Source organism: Sphingobacterium zeae (genome assembly GCF_030818895.1).
Classification (GTDB): domain Bacteria; phylum Bacteroidota; class Bacteroidia; order Sphingobacteriales; family Sphingobacteriaceae; genus Sphingobacterium; species Sphingobacterium zeae.
Map to the genome: position 1 here is coordinate 1,449,951 of NZ_JAUTBA010000001.1, position 20,172 is coordinate 1,470,122.

The following is a 20,172-nucleotide window of genomic DNA, read 5'->3' on the forward strand; positions in this document are numbered from 1 at the left end:
TGTGGCCTTATCGCTTAGTGCATTGTCGATGGCGCGCATTGATCTGAGTAAATGTATCTAAGCTATAGACAACACTATTCAGCTATTGTTTGCTGTATCTTTTCTTTTCTATTGAAGATATCATAGATGATCGGAAAAATTAGCAAGGTCAATATAGTTGCTGAGATTAATCCGCCGATGATCACGATCGCCAGCGGTTTTTGTGATTCCGAACCGATACCGGTAGATAGTGCAGCTGGTAGGAGTCCTATAGAAGCCATCAATGCTGTCATAACCACGGGTCTTGTTCGCGATTTTACACCTTTATAGATCGATTGGTCATTCGGTAGTCCATCTTTCTTATTTTGATGGAATTCTGAAATCAGGATAACTCCATTCTGGATACATATACCAAATAATGCAATCATACCTACACCTGCCGATATTCCAAAATTCATACCTGTAACGTGTAAAGCTATAATTCCGCCAATCAGTGCAAAAGGAACGTTGGCTAATACGAGCAACGAGTCTTTGATATTACCAAACAGAATGAATAGTAAGAAGAAGATAACGACCAGACTGATCGGAACCACCTGAGCTAAACGGTGTGTAGCACGTTGCTGATTTTCAAATTGCCCAGTCCAGCCAATGGAATACCCTTCAGGCAGCTTTATTTTACCGACTTTTTGTTGTGCTTCTGCAATGGTGCTTCCTAAATCACGGTCACGGATGGAAAATTTGATGCCGATATAGCGTTTGATGTTGTCACGATAGATAAAAGCAGCACCGTTATCTTTTTCAATGGTGGCAATACTTTTCAACGGAATTAATGTGCCATCACCGCAGGGAACCATCAGCTGTGCAATATCTTTTTCTGTTTTCCGGTATTCGGGAGCGTAGCGCAGACGAATGTTGAATTTCCGTTCGCCATCGTACAAGATCGAGGCTGTTTTTCCGCCGAAGGCCATTTCGAGTACCGCCTGTGCATCTGCCGGTAGCACGTTGAAAGCTGCCATGCGGGTCCGATCCAATACCACGCTCACTTCGGGCTGGCCAATATTGAGAATAATACCGGGATCTTTAATTCCCTGTATACCTTTTACTTGTGCATAAACTTCTTTTGCAAGCCGGTCTAAGGTCGTGAGGTCGTCGCCAAAAATCTTAATTCCGTTTTCAGCTTTGAAACCAGCAACTGCCTCAGCAACATTATCCGAAATAGGCTGTGAATAGTTGTAGGTAATGCCTTGATATTGTTTGAGTTTGTGGTCCATTTCATCAATCAGCTGATCCATAGTGATTTTGCGCGTCCATTCTTCTTTGGGTTTTAGCGCTACGGCAAACTGAACAAAACCAAACCCGTTAGGATCTGTACCATCGTTGCTCCGTCCAGTTTGGGAGAGCACACCAGTGACTTCAGGAAAGGTTTCCAACGTACTTTTTAATAGTTTAGTTGTTTTAACCGATTCACGTAAAGAAGTACTCATAGGCATCTCGGCAGTAACCCAAAGGGATCCTTCGTTTAAAGTTGGTAAAAATTCTGTTCCTAAAAATTTTGCTGAAAACAAGACTACCGCCAATAAAGTAATTGCGAGGATCATGCTCAGACGTTTGTTTCTAAACGTGAAACCAAATCCCTTAGCGACGACTCTATTCCAGAATTCCACAAAGGGATTGTGGCGCTCGCGCACATTTTTATTGAGCAGAATATGTGATAAAGCAGGAACGAGCGTTAAGGTGAAAAGCAGCGCTCCCAATAAGGCAAAACCTAGGGTAAAGGCTAGTGGCGCAAACATCTTTCCTTCTACCTTCTGGAAGGAGAAAATAGGAATCAATGAGGTAATGATAATCAGTTTGGAAAAAAAGATGGCTTTTCCCAATCCCGTTCCTGTCTGTTTGATCCAGCCTGCTTTGGCCATCTTGTTGAATTTTTCCATGCCAAGTTTGTGTGCCTTATGGTCCAGCATGACAAATATTCCCTCCACCATAACCACGGCTCCGTCGATAATAATACCGAAGTCTACCGCGCCCAAAGAAAGCAGATTGGCACTCATACCGGCCAATTTAAGGCATAGAAAAGCAAAAAGTAAAGCGAGTGGTATGATAATGGAAACGATAACTGTGGTGCGCCAGTCTGCCATAAAGAGCAGTACCATCAAGGTGACAAGCACAATACCTTCGATCAAGTTATGCATAACGGTATGTGTCGTAAAATCCATGAGGTTGTCACGGTCATAGAAAGTTTGCATCTTGACGTCTTTGGGGAGGATTTTGTTGTTAAGCTCATCTATTTTCGCTTTTACAGCAGTCAATACCTCTCTTGGATTTTCACCTTTTCGCATTACGATGGTTCCTGCTACCACATCATCATCCTTTCCAAAACCGGCTTGACCCACGCGAGGCATCGCGCTTTCTTTCACTTCAGCCACATTCTTGACGAATACAGGATTTCCCTTTTGATTGATTACGGTGATATTTTCGATATCATTGATTGAGTTGACTAGACCAATACCACGTACTACGTAGGATTGACCGCTTTTTTCGATGACATCTCCACCGACATTCAGGTTACTTTTGCTCACGGCGTCAAATACCTGCAAGGGTGTCAGATTAAATTTGTCGAGTTTTATAGGGTCCGTACTGATTTCGTAAACCAAATCTTGTCCGCCAAAAACATTGATATCGGCTACACCGGGGACACCCCGCAGCGCCCGATCAATGACCCATGTCTGTAAAGTAAGAAGGTCGCGTGAATTGCGTTGATCGCTGTGTAATGTATAGCGGAAAATTTCTCCAGTAGGACCGTAAGGGGGCTGTACATCCGGATCGACATCGTCTGGCAAGCTCACGGATCGCAGGAGGTTATTGACTTGGTTGCGGGCAAAAGTATCGTCGACACCATCATCAAAGATGATTTTGACAATGGAGAGGCCAAACATGGTCGTGCTACGTATACTCGTTTTCTTTTGTACCGGGCTCATGCCCAATTCAATCGGTGTAGTCACAAAACGTTCGACTTCCTCTGCACTCCGACCATTCCATTGGGTAATGATGGTTATCTGTGTATTGGTAACATCCGGAAATGCCTCAATGGGCATACTTTTAAAACTGATAAAACCAGAAATAGCCAAGATAGCCACCCAAATAAAGGTAAAAGCTTTATTTTTTATGGAAAAGGCAATGATATTCTTAATGAATTTGTTCATTCGTGTAAATGCTAAGGCAGATTAATTATTCAGTGCTCTATAGATCAAAAGTTTATTGTTTACAACAACTTTCTCTCCTTCCTGTAGTCCCGTAGACATATAGGTTGTTTCTTCGTTTTGCTTTATCGGCAGGATTTCACGAATCTTGATGTCATTTGGAGATTTGTAAACCAATACGAAATATTTGTTTTGATCGAAAATGACTGCGTCCGAAGGAACAGCTAGCGCCTGTGTGTTGGATCGATGTGCTACTTTAATGGTGGCCTTACTATCTGGAATAAGTAGTCCATCTTTATTGTCGAGTACCACACGGGCCTGCATAGAATTGGTCTGTGGGTCGATAATCTTAAAAATTTTGTCGATACTACCTTGAAATTTTTTGTCCGGGTAACTCAGCGTTGACACCACGGCAGGCATGCCCATACTAATCTTTTCAATATCTGTTTCGTTGACATTCAGGATGGCCCATACATCTTTTGTATTGGCCACATCGAAGATGTTGTCGCTTCGGTCACTCCGCAGTTGCATATCCTTGTTGATATTTTTTTGTACGATGTATCCATCGATTGGCGATACCACCGAATATATATTGCCGCGTCGAACATTATAGATCTGACTGACTGCTTCAGAGCGGCGGAGCTGCTCTTTGGCTTTCGTTAACTGTCCTTTTGCTTCCAGCATGTCCTTATCTGTACTCAGTTTACCTGTATACATGTCTTCCGCTACACGGTAGTTTTTTTCGGCAAGCAATACATCTGTTTTGGCATCCGAAAGATCTTTCTGTATGCCTGCAACTTCTGTACTTCTGATTGTGGCCAATACCTGACCTTTGTGTACATAATCGCCCAAGGACGCATTCACGGATACCACATTACCGCCAACGAGAGGGAAGATATCGATGTAATTGTTCTGATCAGCAGATATTTTACCAAAGAAATTGAGTTCTTCGCTCACATTTTCTTTTTTAACCGTTGCAAAACTGGTCGATTTTAGCATCGTCTCACTCATTTCGAAACCTTTGCCAACGGCTGTATTATCCGTTTCTTTATGATTTTTGCAAGAGTAGAGTAGCACTACAGCCACTGTGGCTATGAGAAGTTGTTTATTTGACATGAGTTGAGTTGAATATAGATGTTTGCGCCAGGTAGTTTAATTGTTCGGCATTGAGAATAATTTCCTTTTTCATATCATATAGCTTCAGCATGGATATGCGGTAGCTATCCATAAAATCAGTGAATTCCACGAGGGAGATGTTACCTTTTCTGAAATTGTTAAATACGCCATCATAGACCACTGCAATGTCGTGGAGGTCGTCAGGTGTAATGGTAAAATACTGATTGTATTGGTTTTCCCAGGACAGGTAATTGGAACGGATCTGTGATTCGAGCTGCTGCCGTTGGACTTCAATATTTTTCTTTGCTTCTTCTTCGGCGTATTTTGCTTTGATTACATTTCCTTTATTTTGTTTCCATAGCGGGAGTGGAATTGCTGCCGTTAAGTTAATTTCATTGCGAAAAGCACCTGAATTTTGACTATAGGCAAGCCCAAGATTGATGTCAGGCGTATTTAATGATTGTTGCCATGTTGTAAATAACTGTGCGCTTTCCGAGGTTTTTAATGCAAATTGATAATCAGCATTGTTTTCCAACGCCAATTGGAAGATTTTGTCCAAAGGCATTGTTGGTTTTATGGCAAGTTCCTGATCTGCTTCTTGATCGGTTAGGTTCGGTCGTACGTCTTCCTGACTGGAGATGAGTACACGTAATTGTTGTTGTAAGTTAATGCTATTGTTGATCGCAGTTGTTTTTTCATTATTGAGATCGATAGCCATTGTTTGAAGGCGAACTTGATCTTTTAATGAAATGTTTCCTTTCTTACCTTGTTCTTTGTATGCCGTTAGTAGACTATTTAGATAGTCAAGCTGAATTTTGATATCTGCCAATTTATGCTGTTCAAAGTAAAGGGAATAGAAAGTTGTACGGAGTTGTGCGCGAAGACTGGCCAGCAGTTGACTGAATTGTAGTTTGGCAAGTTCGACATTCGATTTGGCGAATTCTACTTGATTTTTCTTTTTTCCACCGAGATAGATCAATTGGGATATACTGGCTTCTTTAGAAGGACCGACGTGGAATACCTTTTTGTTCTGTGGATCATAGGCGTTAACATTCATTTCCAGCTGTGGCAGCTCCCATATTTTAGCTTGTATGACGTCTGCCTCGGCCTGACTGATGTCATATTGTTGGGCAAGTAGAGAAAGATTGCTCTGTACAAATGCTGCTTCGCATTCTCGAAGCGTCATTTGTTGTCCGGCGATATCGCCTTGCTTTTTTATAAGTGTACTTTCATCCATACGCACATAATCTGTTCGCGGCGGTCTCTGCTGGGCAAATGCTATACCATTGAAAAGCAATAAAAATAAGAGAGGTGTCTTTGTCATTTGTTTCAAAACTGATGAAACAAAATAACTGGTCGAAAATTAAAGACGCCTTAAGAAATGCTTAAAAAAAGCTTAAAAAGGAAGTTTCTATCGATACTGTTTTTACTCGGGAGCTTGTAATTTAAATAGTAACACGAAGGTATGCTTGCCATGCTTTTTATTGGCTTGGTATTCAATTGTCGCATGATGCGATTGCATGATGCGCTGAACAATGCGCAGCCCCAATCCGGATCCTGTTGTCTCAATAGCATTTTCTCCGCGGCTGAATGCATCAAAAATTCGCTTTTGGTCGCTGGTACTCAAGGCGGGCCCCGTATTACTAACAAGCACTTTTAGTTCTTGTGCTGATTCTATCAATGTGACTTTTACCTCCCTGTTGTCTGAATAGAGCGCAGCATTCTTAAATAAATTTACAAAAGCGATTTCAATCAATTGAGCGGAACAAAAAATGCTGAGTTTGGGGTCTTCAGTTCCGCTAATTGAAAAATCCAGTTGAAGGTCGGGGAATACTTTGGCTACTTTTTCATAGGCCATAAATATAATTTCATCGATTCGCTCTTCTTTATACGTCATTTTTAAACGTTCCGAATCAAATTTTGAAAGAAGCATCAGCGAATCTGTGACTTCTGAGAGGTGCAATGTTTCTTTGGATATGTTGCGTAATACCTGCCTCACCTCTTCACTTAACTGGTTCTGATGGTACAGGTTTTCAAGTTGAAAAGACATTCGTGCAAGTGGTGTTCGTAATTCGTGGGAAGCGCTGGAATTAAATTCTTTCTGCGATTCGAAAGCAGTAGAAAGTCGTAATAACATCGTGTTAAATGCTCGGGTTAGTACAGTAATTTCGTCGGTATTTCCTGTGTACTCAACAGGTTTAGTGAGTCTGCTGGCATTAATCTGCGTAATATTGTCTTTTAATTTATCCAGCGGGACCAACAGCCGTTGGATGAGATTATAGCTGAATACCCACACTAAAGCCGCACTCAGGATAAATAGTATCGTGAGGACAAGCGCTAGATGGTCCATTTTTTCATTTCCGGAATAATCCTGTGCTTTTACGATAATATAGTAGGGGGACCCATTAATGCGATAATATTTGGCAAATGTCTCATATTGGTCCTGGTTGTAGAAGATCTGCTTTTCATGATCGAGCCGATTAACAATTGACGCGCTCCAGGTAACGGTTTGGTCCTTGACAGTGCTAAAGACCAATTGTTTATTTTTGTCGAGAATGATAACATCTTCGTAGAATAAACCATCTTCATCGTCGTGAAAGTAATTTTTATAGGACTGTCTATTGAAATAGGGGTTGCTGGCGATGTAATGAGATATATTATCCAATTTATCGATCAGCCGCTGGCGGAATTGATCTTTACGAAAGTCGAAACTAGCATAATAGATAATTAACATTGCTACTCCAAAAAGGACGGAAAATGCGATGCTGAAACTAATGGCTATTTTCTTCTTCAAATTCATTTGTCTGCCGATAGAAAATAGCCAAATCCAGGTCGTGTATGGATAAGTTTATTCGGATGATTCTTATCAATTTTCTTGCGTAAAAAGTTGATGTATACTTCTATTGTATTCTGTGTTGTCTGAAATTGATTCTGCCACACTTCTTCGGAAATATGCTGCTTTGATAACGTTCGGCCCTTTGCCTGTGCTAAGATAAGTAACAGCTGAAATTCCTTTTGAGTGAGATTAATCTCTTCATTGGCACGTAGTACGCGAGCTTCATCTGGATAAATAACCAGATCATCTATGATTAAGGTTTTTGTATCACTGCTGTCACTGTGTTGTTGCCTGCGTAACAGGGAATAGATTCGCATTAAAAGTTCATCTAAAACGAATGGTTTGACCAGGTAATCGTCGGCTGCCCGAAGAAACGCTTCTTTCTTGTCGTCTATATCATCATAAGCTGAAAGGATAATAATTGGCGTAAAAGCATCATGGCGTCTTATTTTTTTACAGATTTCCAAGCCATTGATTTTTGGAACGTTAATATCCAATAGAAAAAAACCATATTTCTTTTGGTGCGTTTTGGCCAAAAATTCAATTCCATCAAAGGCTTGATCGCAGGAAAAGCCTTGGTTTAATAAAAACGATCGAATCTCCTTCGAGAGTACCTTATCGTCTTCGAGTAGCAAAATATCTACCATACGTCCATCTATTGTCTTTCGTAAAAATAAACAAATTTTTGCCATCCTATCAAAAAGATATTTCATGATACCTCCATTTAGTAACATAAGAATTACACGAAGAAATATGAAAGGAAAGGAAATCTAAGTAGATTCAATTCGAAATTATAAATAAGTATTATGGAAAGCAGAAGAGAGTTTCTGAGGAAAACTTTGCTATTTTCGGGAGCAGCAGGTATTGCCAGTTTTATGCCTGGTTCAATCCAAAGAGCCTTTGCGATAGATCCTGAGATGGGAAGTACTTTTTTGGATGCCGAGCATATCGTTATCCTTATGCAGGAAAATCGGTCTTTCGATCATACGCTTGGGACGCTTTCAGGAGTTCGTGGTTTCAATGATCCACGGTCAATCCGCTTACCGAACGGTTTGCCCGTATGGTATCAAACGGATAAGAATGGAAAGATCTATGCACCCTTTCGATTAAATCTAACAGAGAGTAAAGTAACTTGGATGGGTTCTCTTCCGCACAGTAGGGCGAGCCAAGTGGATGCCTTTAACCACGGACGCTACGATCAGTGGCTGTTGTCCAAGCAGTCGGGCAATAAGGAATATGCGACTATGCCGTTAACATTGGGGTATTTTACTCGTGAGGATCTACCTTTTCATTATGCTTTGGCGGATGCATTTACCGTGTGTGATCAGAATTTCTGTTCAGGCATGACAAGCACCACGCCGAACCGTTCCTTTTTTTGGACGGGGAAGATTACAGAAATGAAAGATGGCTTGCAAAAGGCAAATATTAGGAACGACGATTTTGCGTACGGTAAAATGACTTGGGAAACTTTCCCGGAATTGCTTGAGAAGGATGGAATTACCTGGCGTTTTTATCAAAATGAGACAAGTTGTGGCGGAGGATTTGCTGGGAAAGAAAGGGCATGGTTGTCAAATTTCGGATGTAATTTACTAGAGTTCTTTCAGGCTTATCACGTTAAATTTAAGGAAAACTATATCAGAAATCTGGAAAAACAGGTGCATGATTTACCCGTGCAGATTTCGAACTTGGAAGAAAAGTCTGCTGGCTCTGAGGAACAAGCCGAAAAAATCCGTGCTGATATCCGTAAAAAAAGCGAGGTATTGGAGCGAGCTGAGAAGGAACTCAAAGAATATAATCCGGACAATTATAAAGCGTTAGGTGATTTTGCTAAATCATTGAATGAAAGAGCTTTTACGGTAAACAAGGGCGACAATAATTACAGGTCGCTTGATACCTTGCATTTTAAGTGGAAAGGAAAAAAGGGTACGCTGGAAGTTCCGAAAGGGGACGTTCTTTATCAATTCAGGAAGGATGTTGACACCGGTAGATTGCCAGCCGTATCCTGGCTGGCTGGTCCGCAAAATTTTTCGGATCATCCGAGTGCTCCCTGGTACGGAGCTTGGTATGTGTCCGAAGTTTTGGAAATTTTAACGAAAAAACCTGAAATCTGGAAAAAAACAATTTTTATCATTACTTATGATGAAAACGATGGTTATTATGATCACGTAAAGCCATTTGTTGTTCCTGATTTAACTAAAAAAGACACCGGGGCATGCTCTGCTGGTATTGATACGGAGGTGGAAATGGTACGTTTAGAAAATGAGCTGAAGCAGGGGATTGCTAAAAAGCAAGCGCGTGAAGGAGCTGTGGGCTTAGGTTTTCGTGTGCCCATGTATATTGTTTCGCCCTGGTCGCGGGGAGGTAAGGTGTGTTCTCAGGTATTTGATCATACATCTACTTTGCAGTTTTTGGAATACTTCTTCAATAAAAAGCTGAACAAGAATATGCATTTGGAAAACATCAGTGCATGGCGTCGAACGATCTGTGGTAATTTGACTGCAGCCTTTACACCTTTTACACAGCAAAAAGAACAGATCACTTTCCTAGACCGCAATCAGCACATTGAAACGATATACAAGGCACAATTTAAGGATAATCCGCGAGCTTTTGTGGCAGTCAATGATCCTGAACTTGCGAAGAGAAAGGTCTGGATTCCAGAATTTGACCGTATACAGGAGCGTGGGATTCGTAAATCCTTAAATTTGCCTTATGCGCATGAAGCAGTTGGCTATGTGGAAGATGGACAGTTTTGTCTCGTGATGACTGTAGACAACAAGCTGTTTGGAAAAAGAACTGCAGGCACGGCTTTCAATGTGTATAGCCCGCTCGCTTATCGTGATGAACAAGGACAAAGCGAAACCTATCGTAATTGGAATTTTGCGGTGAAGGCCGGTGATCGTTTGACATATCAGTGGGATCTGGGACGATTTGAAGGAGATCGCTATGCTTTTGAATTGCATGGTCCGAATGGGTTTTACCGTAAATTTTCTGGACAGAAAGCAAAGTCACCGATACAGGCAGCGGTGTGTCCTGAATATAAATCTTTGACACAATCGGTTACTGGAAGATTGCAGCTGAAGGTGAAAAATAACGTTGACCACGTGGTAAGTGTAGTTATTGAAAGTCTCCATTATGAACACTATACGACGGTGAAAGAAATAGACGCACAAGAAGAAGTTTTAATAAATCTGAACGTGGAGAAACATGGATATTGGTATGATCTCGCGGTAAGGCTTGAGGGCGACACCAATTTTCTTATCCAGCTTGCTGGACGCCTGGAAACAGGCGCTGAAGGCACAACTGATCCATTATTAGCCTAAATTATTCTTTCTTCTGCTGCTTAGCGCTGTTGCGGACAACTGTATGTTCGGGTCTTGACCATTTGGGTCTTTCTCCAAGATCGTGATAAATTGCCATTTCTTTTGTGACGGTTTGGGGCTGACTTTTTTTCTCAAACGGCTGCTGTGTGACCAGACCTAATGTTTTAAATAGGTCAAGGTCTTCGTTGCTGTCGGGATTGGGCGTGGTGAGTAGTTTATCGCCAGAGAAAATCGAATTGGCTCCTGCGAAAAAGCATAAAGCTTGTCCCTCCTTACTCATATAGTTTCGTCCGGCCGATAGGCGGACCTGGGTTTTGGGCAATAAAATCCGCGCCGTAGCAACCATGCGTACCATCTCCCAGATGGATGCGGTGTCCATTGCCTCCATGGGTGTACCCATGACAGGCACCAACGCATTGATCGGCACCGATTCGGGCTGTGGGATAAGTGAAGCAAGCGTAATCAACATTTTGGCACGATCTGCAATCGTTTCGCCCATTCCAATGATGCCTCCACTACAGACTGTGATATTTGTTTTGCGTACATTTTCGATGGTCTGCAGGCGATCATCGTAACTTCTGGTGGAGATAATTTCCGGATAGTAATCGGCAGATGAATCGAGGTTGTGATTGTAGGCATACAATCCAGCCTCAGACAAACGTTGTGCCTGGTTTTCGGTCAACATTCCGAGTGTACAGCAGACTTCTATATCAAGTTTGTTTAAGGTACGAACCATATCAAGTACACGGTCAAACTCATGACCATCCTTCACATTGCGCCAGGCGGCTCCCATGCAGATCCGAGAACTACCACGAGCTTTGGCAGCCAAGGCTTGCTGTTTGACCTGTTCAACGCTCATCAAGCTTTCTGCCTTTACATGTGTATGATAACGTGCGGCTTGTGGACAGTAAGCGCAGTCTTCAGGACATCCACCTGTTTTTATTGAAATCAATGTGGATACCTGCACTTTATTTGGGTCATGGTATTTTCGATGTGTTGTTGCAGCTTCATATAGAAGCTCCATCAACGGTTTGTTGTATAGGGCGACAACTTCTTCCTGTGTCCATTTTTGTTTTGATTCCATGTTATCCATAAGTTTTGTTATAAAATCGGGTCTATCTCACTAACTAATGTTTCGACATCGTATTTAAAGATGTTTTTTTATCATGGTTACAAAGATTATAGATTAAATTTTAACTTTGATCGTCCGTAATAAACATAATGAGTAGTCCGGTTGGTATAGCTTTTCATTCCATTATTAAGATTGACCGTCGCAAGGATGACGCCGTCTATCTACAGATTGTGTATCAATTTATTAATGCCGTTAAGCGAAATTTCTTGGAGGATGGAGATTTGTTGCCTGGCAGCCGAAAGATTGCAGATGAATTGAAAGTGCACCGAAAGACTATCGTAGCCGCACTGGCTGAATTGCAGGAGCAGGGCTGGGTGAACATTGTACCCAATCGAGGTACTTTTGTGAAAAATCCCGAACGTATTGACGCTTCGACATCGACCATTGGTGCATTTAGGCAGCCACCTAAGTTTGCTCCTTATACTTTCCGAAAGGAGCTGATATTGGATATGCCTAAATTGGAAGCTTCAGCGAAGTACTATTTTACGGATGGCACACCAGATTACAGTATTATTAGTGCTGAGGAACTGGTACGTTTTTACGCATCAATGGTTAAACGCAGAAAAAAAAGTGATGACTTTCCGACCACTACGGAGGGGAATCTGTTTTTTAGGGATCAGTTAAGTTATTATTTGAACTTGACCAGGGGATTTCATCTTTCGCGCAACTTCGTCTTGCCAATTGCCAGCCGTGAGCAAATCTTTTCCATTTTATCCCGGTTATTAATTCGGCGTGACGATGTTGTGCTGGTGGAGAATTTAAGTTATTTTCTTCCCAATATGATACTTAGTCAAGCAGGAGCCAAACTAAAAACCGTTCCGGTGGATGCGGATGGTATGATTGTAGATAGGATCGGCGATCAATTTAAGCCCGGCGAGATCAGATGTGTTTATCTCAACTCCAGATGTCAGTATCCAACGACGGTTAACCTTTCCGAAAAGCGGAAAATTCAACTGTTACAACTGGCCGAGCAGTACGATTTTATCATTATTGAGGATGATGTAGATTTCGAATCGTCGTTTTTTAAAACAAAAGGGGAATCGCTTTTTCGGAAAAATGCAGGCAACCGGGTGATTTATACTGGTGCTTTCGGAAGTTTCTTTGCCCCCGGCTTCCAAATGAATTTTTTGATCGCACCTCAGGATCTGCTAGAGGAGGGTAAAAAATACCTGAACATCTTTGGGAAACCGAATTTTATGATTGAGAAAACATTGGGTGAAATTATTCATCAGGGTGATATCTTTCGTTATCAGCGCAAATTTCAGAAAACAATTGCAGAGCGCAAAGAGTTGTTTGGGGTGTTGTTGCGGCGTTATTTTGAAGATGAGGTTACTTTCACAGTTCCGAAGGCTGGACTGGCTTTTTGGGTACAGTTCAAACCTATTTTTTCATTGACTGTTTTGCAGGAAAAGGCACGAGACAAAGGGTTATTGATCCCGAGCAGTTGTCTATATCAAAATAGGATGGTTAGTGCGTTACGATTGGGTTTTGCTCATTTAGACGAGCAGCGTATGTCGGAAGCAATTTATTTGTTGAGGTCGGCCTATGGGGACTTGATGGACATTAACTCATGAAATTTACAAAACATGTGTGCAGCCAATGATTGCTTTTGTAACACGAAATTCGCGTTGGCTCATTCGGATAGTCATTTTTAGGATGCAAAGAAAAAGCCCAGCAAAGAATGTCTGGGCTTTGAGATTATATAAGGGGAATAATACTTGCTTAAAAAGTGAAGACCTAGTCTTCATCGGTGATAATATCATCACCATCCAATTCGAAACCTTCTCCGAGGAAGGTATGCTCTAGTTCGAATAAATCTGAATCTTTAATCATTTTATTTTTTTTTGATATTCAAATTTATCATTCTTATTTAAGCTTATCATCAATATAAAATGAAGTTTTTGTTAAGGGTTATTATATTTTTTTGAGTACGACATCCAATTTTTCTGCTTGGATAATTCTGCTGAAAAACTCTTTTAAATCAAAGTATTCTTCGGGCATAAACAAGGGTTTATTTAATTGGGTAGCAGATTCGATCACTAAAACATCGGCGGCCGTATTGTTGATTTTGAAGATATATCTTGCGGCGCGTTCTGGAAGAGCCATACTGATGTTTTTTAACTTATCTGCCATGGAGTAGGAATAGCCTTTTGGCAGTTTTATTTCCATATAACTCTCTTCTTGAATTAAGGAACCAAAGTCAATTGGGTAATTTCTCTCTGTTAGATTGAAAGGATTTTTAGACATTTTGGTATCAATATAAGGATTGAATAGAAGCTGATCATTTTGCAAGGTTGCAAAATTTTTAATCTCAATTTCAAACTCCTCAGTTAATGGTTTATCAAGTGATTCCCGGTTAGATACTTTAAAACTGTTGATTTTGATGCGATTATTTTCTTCGTCTATTTTTTCATAAAATTCTTCTTCCGAATTGCTTCCTTGAAGACGCTCTCGCATTTTGGACGCACCATAACCATTCCGTGATGTTATCCATTTTCCTTTTAATTCACCATTTTCAGATAGTTCGCCGTAGAAAAAGTTACTGTAAGTGGACGGAAGATTTGCATCGAGTTTTACCCAGGCGGATTCACCTTCAAGGGGAATCGATCTTCCCTGGTAGTTGACACATTTCATCGGAATATTTCCAAACATTTCATAGGGAGAGGTGGCGTCCAGCAGATAGTAACTTTCACCTATTTTTACTTGTGCAATCACATGGTTGAACTCGGATATTGCGGGTGCATAAAGTCCGGCATATCCATTGTCGCGCGTAGATAAGATCACAGGGGTGGCCTCTAGTTTCGCGTAGCGTAAAGCATTGACAAGTCCGAGGTTGATATCTGCACTATTGCCTGTTCTTTTTTCAATGGCTTCTTTAATGTTTTTTGCATAAATTGAATGTTGATTGTTCCATTTTATTTGTTTTTGAAAATAGGAATACAATCGCGCCGCTTTTTCGAGATCATCTTGTGCGTTTTGTACTATAGGGTCGATAAAATCTTTCAACGCACCTTTTCGCTTAATCTGCCCACCGAAGCTTTCACTTTGTACCAGTTTATCTCTGACATTTTCCCAAGTGAGCGAGAAGTCTTTTGTTGTTCCCATTGGAACACTGTATCGACCGAGTTCGAAGAAAATAATTGATCTAAAGTTTTTGGAAGAAGTCATATAATCTTCGGCATGGAAAGCTGGAATATTTTCCATGGTATAGATGGTTTTACTTCCTAAGATTTCTCCGACTTCAGAATATAGACCTGTATTGTAATTTTCTACTTTTCTGTTACTGACGGCCAGCCCTCCTTTTAGATTGGCTTTATAATGGCAAATTTCGGGAATGCGCGTAACGTATTGACTATAAAGTTTCGGAAGGTCTTCCTGAAATTCCCAAGAATTTAGGTTAAAGATAAATGGAGACTCCGTGCGATAGCGGTATTCAATAATTGTACCTTCTTGAACCTGTGGAATAGCTGCTTTCGTTACTGCATAGTTTTCTGAAGAGTTTTCGTAAAATATATTTGCTTTGGTCATCTCTGTTTCTACAATTTTGTCACCGACAAGATGATAGGATGCCCCCTTGATGTCCATAAGAACTTCCCGTTCATTTCCGCTTTTGTATAATGGAATGCTGAAGTTTGCATAATTGTAGGCTTCTTTATTTAAGATTTTAATGCGTACATGTTTGAAAAACTCCACAATTAGACCTTTATTCTTGTTGTAGTTGACTTCAGCTGAGCCATATTCACGTAAGACAAAGGCATTTGCAGCCGTGTCTATTTTGTCCATATTTATGGCAAAATCTTCCTTTTTTATTTTACCGAATGAAAAATCTTGCGCTTGTACGTATAAATAGCTAAGCACGAGCAGGCCAGTTAAAAAACTTTTCATAAAAAATGACTGTATGGTTAATAATTATAGCGCTAAAGTAGGAAATAATTTTAAATCAAAATCACTTTGTGTATTAATTTGGTGTAAAAATTAATGCTTTGAAAAGTTTAGTCTGCTTTTATGTTTAGGAAATATGCTGTACGTATCTACAGCGTGAATTCTAAGGTTAATGTAACATATCGATAATCTTCTCCTTTCCATTTGGGACCTGAAAGTATAATTTCCTTGGCTTTGGCATCCAGGTAATCGTTTACACTTTGTAGAATACTGATATTTGTTGGAGATCCGCCCTTATCAATATAGAAGCTTATGCGTACGGTGCCTTCATAACGGCTTTTGGCTGTTTTTTTCTTGATATAATTGTTGAATGATCTCCAGCCCCATACCGGTTCAGCACTTTTTGATTTGCGTGAAGACATCGTGGTGACGATAACTTCATCCAGTGAGTTGCTGGAGGGCTGCAATCTGATGGTTGTATTTTTACTGCGACGCATATTCACTGCGACGGTATTGTAACCTAGGGCCACGATGTCGACGAGTGAATCCACCGAGCTTGGTTGGATGGTCGCCTGTCCCTGCGCGTCAGTGTTGGTCGCCAATTTACTATTGGGTTGAATGATGGTAACTCCTGAAAGAGGTAAGCCCGTTTCTTTGTCGCGAACGGTAAGTTGAAGGGGTATACCTCCTTGTTGTACTGACGAAATCCCCGCAGCTTTGCCAGCAAGTGTATTATTGAAAGTCGAGCTTCCCCGCATCATCGTTTGAGAGGACTCTTTTTTCATTGCCATCGGTGTATAGCCAATCACGGTCGCACTGTCTTGTGGTCTTAGTCCAAATACAGGACGATCGCTATTAAGACGTCCTTCCATTTCTTCCAGTGATTTTACACGTAGGGAGGGTTCGCGCGATAAAATCGCGACCTCCTCTTGTGGATGTTGTTCACGAAAACGGGGACTTTTGTTATCTGCTAATTGTGGCGAGCGATCTTGCGGTTCGATATTTGACTTGATGTCATCCGTGCCCGTGGTAGTGTCTTCTTCTATAACCGCTGTTTTTGGCTTATCCTGGGTAACGTTTACGTCGGCAGTACGTTTTGACTCAGATCTATTTTTTTCCTGCTGCCAGAAAAGTACAAGACCTACTCCCAAAACAATTACTGTAGAGGCGGCGATGGCTAGCCTTTTCCAGTCGAATATTTTAATTTTAGCAGCCTTATCCCTTTTTGCACGTTGGCTAATCTGCTGATTGATTGCTGCAATTACGGTTTTATTTTGATCCATCTCTATACCCATCAGCATATCCGCCAACATGGGGTCACGCTGTGCCTCACGTTCAAGAGCGTACATCTCCGTTGGAGATAGTTCACCGTTGACGTATTTCTTTAAGTATGCTATGTCGTAATTACTGTTGCTCATTCCAAGCCTCCATGCAATTTTTTAAATTCCGTTTTCCATTTTGGATATAACTCTTTACTTCGTTCAAGCTATAACCGGTAGATTCACTGATCTCTTTGTAACATTTTTCCTCTAAAAAGAAAAGTCTGACCGACTGTTGCTGTTTTTCTGGCAATTTGCCCAGGCAGTCTTCCATGGCCGTTAACTGTTCTTCTTTTTCATCATATTGTTCATACTGATGCACGTCTCCCGGAAATTTCACAAATTCATCCAAAGAAATCTGAGATTTGTTTTTTTGAGACCTCAAATACATCAGACAATGATTTTTGCTTAATACATAGAGCCATCTTGGAAAATCTTTGATTTCTTGCTTGTTGACTTTATATATTAATTCCTCAAAGATATTCATGACCGCATCTTTGCTCAATTCGGAGTCTAGGAGATACCTTAAGCAAACATAATATACCATTTCGGTATGTCGCTGGTATAGATCGCCCAATACCTGGAGATCCATAGACTCCTGATAGCGCAACAAGAGCTCGTGGTCTTGTGGTGTATCTATTTTTGACGACTTGAATGCGGACATTATATAGTCTAAAAGTATTTTTTTTTTCTGGTTTATGGAAATTTAATATTTCGTGCATCCCTTGGCAAAAAAATAATGTTATGAGAACAATACTATTTGTGATAGGCTTGTTGCTATCCTTCGGTGGATACGCCAAGCAGGGATATGAAGTTAGCGGTAAGGTGGTCGATGCATATACGGGAATTGCTCTTGCCGGGGTGCAGGTAAGCAATGCCGTAACCAAAGAGCAGCGTCTGACTGATGATAAAGGAAATTATCGCATCCAGGTCCAAGATGGTAAAAATACCTTGATTTTTAGTTATATCGGATATGTCGGGCAACGGATCGCGGTCAACCATCGGTCAAAGGTTGATGTGGCTTTGGTGCAGCAGAACAATACACTGGACGAAGTTGTGGTGACCGGATATGAGCGCAAAGTGAAGCGCCAGACGGCACCGATGATGCATTTTAATTCAGCTTTTTCTGGACAAGTGTCAAGTTTGTATATCAGAGGCACGGCATACATGCCTAATCAAAACCAGGAATCTTATCGGAAGGTAAAGGAAAATAAGTTTATCAATCCGCTTAAAGAACCTTTATCAACGTTTGCGGCGGATGTTGATGTCGCCTCTTATAGTAATGTACGTCGTTTTATCAATTCGGGAAGTTTGCCTGATAAAGATGCGGTACGCGTTGAAGAGATGATCAATTATTTTCAGTATAAGGTGGCTGGACCTAACTCTGGTGAGCCTGTAAATATTGTCACTGAATTGACGAAGGCACCCTGGAATACTGCGCATCAACTTATGCGCGTAACGTTAAAAGCGAAAGATATGCCCACGGCAAAGCTTAAACCTTCTAATCTGGTGTTTTTGATTGATGTTTCTGGATCGATGATGGGGCCGGGGCGTCTGCCTTTAGTAAAAGCTTCGATGAAGATGTTGGTTGATCAGCTTCGTGACATAGACCATGTGGCTATTGTGACTTATGCCGGATCGGCAGGGGTAAAATTGGAAAGTACGCCTGGCGACGAAAAGATGAAAATAAAATCGGCTATTGAAGAGCTGGAAGCAGGCGGGAGTACCGCTGGTGCAGCGGGAATTAAGAAGGCTTACGAAATTGCCAAGCAACAATATATCAAAGGTGGAAACAACCGAATTATTTTGGCGAGTGACGGTGATTTCAATGTTGGAGAGCACAGTGACGAATCGATGGAGGAATTGATTGCGAAAGAAAGTAAATCAGCCATTTTCCTTACGGTACTCGGTTATGGCATGGGGAATCTTAAGGACAGTAAGATGGAAATCCTTGCGGACAAAGGTCATGGAAATTACGCTTATATCGATAATATTTCGGAAGCGCGAAAGGCGATGGTGACCGAATTTGGGGGAACGTTGTTTACTGTTGCTAAAGATGTAAAGATTCAGGTCGAATTTAATCCAAGTTATGTGCAAGCCTATCGTTTGGTAGGATACGAAAATCGTATGCTGGAGGCCGAGGATTTCAATAATGATCAAAAGATGGGCGGTGATATGGGCGTAGGCCATGTGGTGACAGCCTTGTATGAAATTGTACCTATCGGTGTTGAGTCGGGAATGGTTGGAACGGTAGATCCCTTAAAATATCAGCAGCATGCAAATCCGGCAACTGGACGGAGAAATGCTGAACTGGCAACAGTTAAATTTCGGTACAAGGAGCCTGAAGGGCAGAAAAGTAAGTTGCAGCAAAAGGTGGTAGGAACAGCCGTAACGGAGTTGAATAATGTGAGTGAAGATTTACGTTTTGCAACAGCGGTAGCGGAACTTGGTTTACTACTTCGTGATTCTGATTTTAAGCAAAAGGCCAATTTTGACCAGCTGATCGTGCGTGCAAAAGCTTCCAAAGGAAAAGACGAGGAAGGTTATCGTGCTGAATTTATCCGTATGGCTGAAAATGCGCGAGACTTATCGAGATCGAAGGAATAAATAGGAAGAGCATATATAAAACTATTTTTTAGCAGTGACAACCGAAAGGCTGCCGCTGAAAATAGTTTAGTTTTGAGGGTCATAGATAAAAAAGTAAATAAAATATATTTTTAAGCCATAAATAAAAGGAACGTATTTTGCTCCTGCGAGTGGTGCTACAGGCTATTCTGCTCAGGTGGTGAATGGGGTGGGTTGTTTTGGTAAATAGAGATCACTTGTAAAGGAATCGGCCTAGCTGTCAATGGTGAGGTAAATATGCGAGAATAAAAAATAATAGATAAATGAAAAATTTCTTCTTGTGCTTTCTTTTGGCAATTGGTATCGTTATACCTACGATAGCCCAAAATGCGGGTTTGAATAAACAGCAGACAATGGCCTATATTAACAAGCTGTATAAAGTTGCTTATCATTATAAGGACACAAAAGTCGATACGGTGACTGTAGACGGGAAAGTGCTGACAGTCTTTCTTTCCAGTGGCCAGCATTTTCGAAGTGATATTGCGAAATCAGATGTACTTGTCATTGCCAGGGTAAAATCAGGTTATCAAATCCGATTCAAGTCGTCGCCAAGCACGGATGAAATTTTATGGGCTATCCAAACTGAAGATGACGCCAAGCGTCTGAAAAATGCGCTGGAGCATCTGATTAAAATTGTAAAAACAGAGAAAAAGACAGATCCTTTCAGTAGTTAAGTACTTTAGAAGCGTTCTGGTCTGAAGAATACTAGAGTGTTCGGCAAGGTATGCGCTTGCCGTTACGGATATAGATTCGTATAAATGCG

Annotated in this window: 13 protein-coding genes; 4 read left to right on the forward strand and 9 right to left on the reverse strand. The window is 41.1% G+C overall.

Annotated features, from left to right (window positions below):
- Positions 1-74: 74 nt before the first annotated feature.
- The 5 genes from QE382_RS05995 to QE382_RS06015 all read right to left on the reverse strand — a co-directional run bounded on the left by QE382_RS05995 (position 75) and on the right by QE382_RS06015 (position 7,823).
- Positions 75-3,182 (reverse strand): efflux RND transporter permease subunit, encoded by a 3,108-nt coding sequence (locus tag QE382_RS05995; protein WP_307185091.1) that lies wholly within the window; start codon positions 3,180-3,182, stop codon positions 75-77.
- Between the two features lie 21 nt (positions 3,183-3,203).
- On the reverse strand, positions 3,204-4,295 hold the full coding sequence (locus QE382_RS06000) for an efflux RND transporter periplasmic adaptor subunit (RefSeq protein ID WP_307185092.1): 1,092 nt from the start codon (positions 4,293-4,295) through the stop codon (positions 3,204-3,206).
- Complete coding sequence (locus tag QE382_RS06005) at positions 4,285-5,619, reverse strand: TolC family protein (protein WP_307185093.1); 1,335 nt, start codon at positions 5,617-5,619, stop codon at positions 4,285-4,287. Before QE382_RS06005 ends, QE382_RS06000 begins: the two co-directional genes overlap by 11 nt.
- Before the next feature lie 102 nt (positions 5,620-5,721).
- A complete protein-coding gene (locus tag QE382_RS06010) occupies positions 5,722-7,095 on the reverse strand; it encodes a HAMP domain-containing sensor histidine kinase (protein ID WP_307185094.1) in 1,374 nt (457 codons plus the stop codon).
- Positions 7,092-7,823 (reverse strand): response regulator transcription factor, encoded by a 732-nt coding sequence (locus QE382_RS06015; RefSeq protein WP_293882291.1) that lies wholly within the window; start codon positions 7,821-7,823, stop codon positions 7,092-7,094. The genes QE382_RS06010 and QE382_RS06015 overlap by 4 nt, the downstream gene beginning before the upstream one ends.
- Positions 7,824-7,937: 114 nt before the next feature.
- On the opposite strand from QE382_RS06015, the gene QE382_RS06020 reads away from it, so the two are divergent.
- A complete protein-coding gene (locus QE382_RS06020; protein ID WP_307185095.1) occupies positions 7,938-10,451 on the forward strand; it encodes a phosphocholine-specific phospholipase C in 2,514 nt (837 codons plus the stop codon).
- Position 10,452: 1 nt separating this feature from the next.
- Here QE382_RS06020 and bioB read toward each other — a convergent pair whose 3' ends face one another.
- A complete protein-coding gene (gene bioB, locus QE382_RS06025; RefSeq protein WP_307185096.1) occupies positions 10,453-11,544 on the reverse strand; it encodes a biotin synthase BioB in 1,092 nt (363 codons plus the stop codon).
- A 128-nt stretch (positions 11,545-11,672) separates the two neighbouring features.
- Here bioB and QE382_RS06030 point away from each other — a divergent pair, with 128 nt between their 5' ends.
- A complete protein-coding gene (locus QE382_RS06030; protein WP_307185097.1) occupies positions 11,673-13,157 on the forward strand; it encodes an aminotransferase-like domain-containing protein in 1,485 nt (494 codons plus the stop codon).
- 340 nt (positions 13,158-13,497) lie between these two features.
- On the opposite strand, the gene QE382_RS06035 is transcribed toward QE382_RS06030, so the two are convergent.
- The 3 genes from QE382_RS06035 to QE382_RS06045 all read right to left on the reverse strand — a co-directional run bounded on the left by QE382_RS06035 (position 13,498) and on the right by QE382_RS06045 (position 17,448).
- Complete coding sequence (locus tag QE382_RS06035; RefSeq protein ID WP_307185098.1) at positions 13,498-15,468, reverse strand: transglutaminase family protein; 1,971 nt, start codon at positions 15,466-15,468, stop codon at positions 13,498-13,500.
- 146 nt (positions 15,469-15,614) lie between these two features.
- On the reverse strand, positions 15,615-16,883 hold the full coding sequence (locus tag QE382_RS06040) for a TonB family protein (protein ID WP_307185099.1): 1,269 nt from the start codon (positions 16,881-16,883) through the stop codon (positions 15,615-15,617).
- The gene (locus tag QE382_RS06045) at positions 16,870-17,448 is read right to left on the reverse strand and encodes an RNA polymerase sigma factor (protein WP_307185100.1); all 579 of its coding nucleotides are present in this window, start codon (positions 17,446-17,448) and stop codon (positions 16,870-16,872) included. Before QE382_RS06045 ends, QE382_RS06040 begins: the two co-directional genes overlap by 14 nt.
- An 80-nt stretch (positions 17,449-17,528) precedes the next feature.
- Between QE382_RS06045 and QE382_RS06050 the strand changes: the two genes are divergently transcribed.
- Positions 17,529-19,391: a vWA domain-containing protein gene (locus QE382_RS06050; protein ID WP_307185101.1), complete on the forward strand. Its 1,863-nt coding sequence runs from the start codon at positions 17,529-17,531 to the stop codon at positions 19,389-19,391.
- Positions 19,392-19,672: 281 nt separating this feature from the next.
- Positions 19,673-20,083 (forward strand): hypothetical protein, encoded by a 411-nt coding sequence (locus QE382_RS06055; RefSeq protein WP_307185102.1) that lies wholly within the window; start codon positions 19,673-19,675, stop codon positions 20,081-20,083.
- Positions 20,084-20,172 lie beyond the last annotated feature (89 nt).

What these genes read in the sequence shown, in the direction of transcription:
- QE382_RS05995 (WP_307185091.1), bottom strand. Translation starts at nt 3,182, where the DNA reads ATGAACAAATTCATTAAGAATATCATTGCCTTTTCCATAAAAAATAAA.
- QE382_RS06000 (WP_307185092.1), bottom strand. Translation starts at nt 4,295, where the DNA reads ATGTCAAATAAACAACTTCTCATAGCCACAGTGGCTGTAGTGCTACTC.
- QE382_RS06005 (WP_307185093.1), bottom strand. Translation starts at nt 5,619, where the DNA reads ATGACAAAGACACCTCTCTTATTTTTATTGCTTTTCAATGGTATAGCA.
- QE382_RS06010 (WP_307185094.1), bottom strand. Translation starts at nt 7,095, where the DNA reads ATGAATTTGAAGAAGAAAATAGCCATTAGTTTCAGCATCGCATTTTCC.
- QE382_RS06015 (WP_293882291.1), bottom strand. Translation starts at nt 7,823, where the DNA reads ATGGCAAAAATTTGTTTATTTTTACGAAAGACAATAGATGGACGTATG.
- QE382_RS06020 (WP_307185095.1), top strand. Translation starts at nt 7,938, where the DNA reads ATGGAAAGCAGAAGAGAGTTTCTGAGGAAAACTTTGCTATTTTCGGGA.
- bioB (WP_307185096.1), bottom strand. Translation starts at nt 11,544, where the DNA reads ATGGATAACATGGAATCAAAACAAAAATGGACACAGGAAGAAGTTGTC.
- QE382_RS06030 (WP_307185097.1), top strand. Translation starts at nt 11,673, where the DNA reads ATGAGTAGTCCGGTTGGTATAGCTTTTCATTCCATTATTAAGATTGAC.
- QE382_RS06035 (WP_307185098.1), bottom strand. Translation starts at nt 15,468, where the DNA reads ATGAAAAGTTTTTTAACTGGCCTGCTCGTGCTTAGCTATTTATACGTA.
- QE382_RS06040 (WP_307185099.1), bottom strand. Translation starts at nt 16,883, where the DNA reads ATGAGCAACAGTAATTACGACATAGCATACTTAAAGAAATACGTCAAC.
- QE382_RS06045 (WP_307185100.1), bottom strand. Translation starts at nt 17,448, where the DNA reads ATGTCCGCATTCAAGTCGTCAAAAATAGATACACCACAAGACCACGAG.
- QE382_RS06050 (WP_307185101.1), top strand. Translation starts at nt 17,529, where the DNA reads ATGAGAACAATACTATTTGTGATAGGCTTGTTGCTATCCTTCGGTGGA.
- QE382_RS06055 (WP_307185102.1), top strand. Translation starts at nt 19,673, where the DNA reads ATGAAAAATTTCTTCTTGTGCTTTCTTTTGGCAATTGGTATCGTTATA.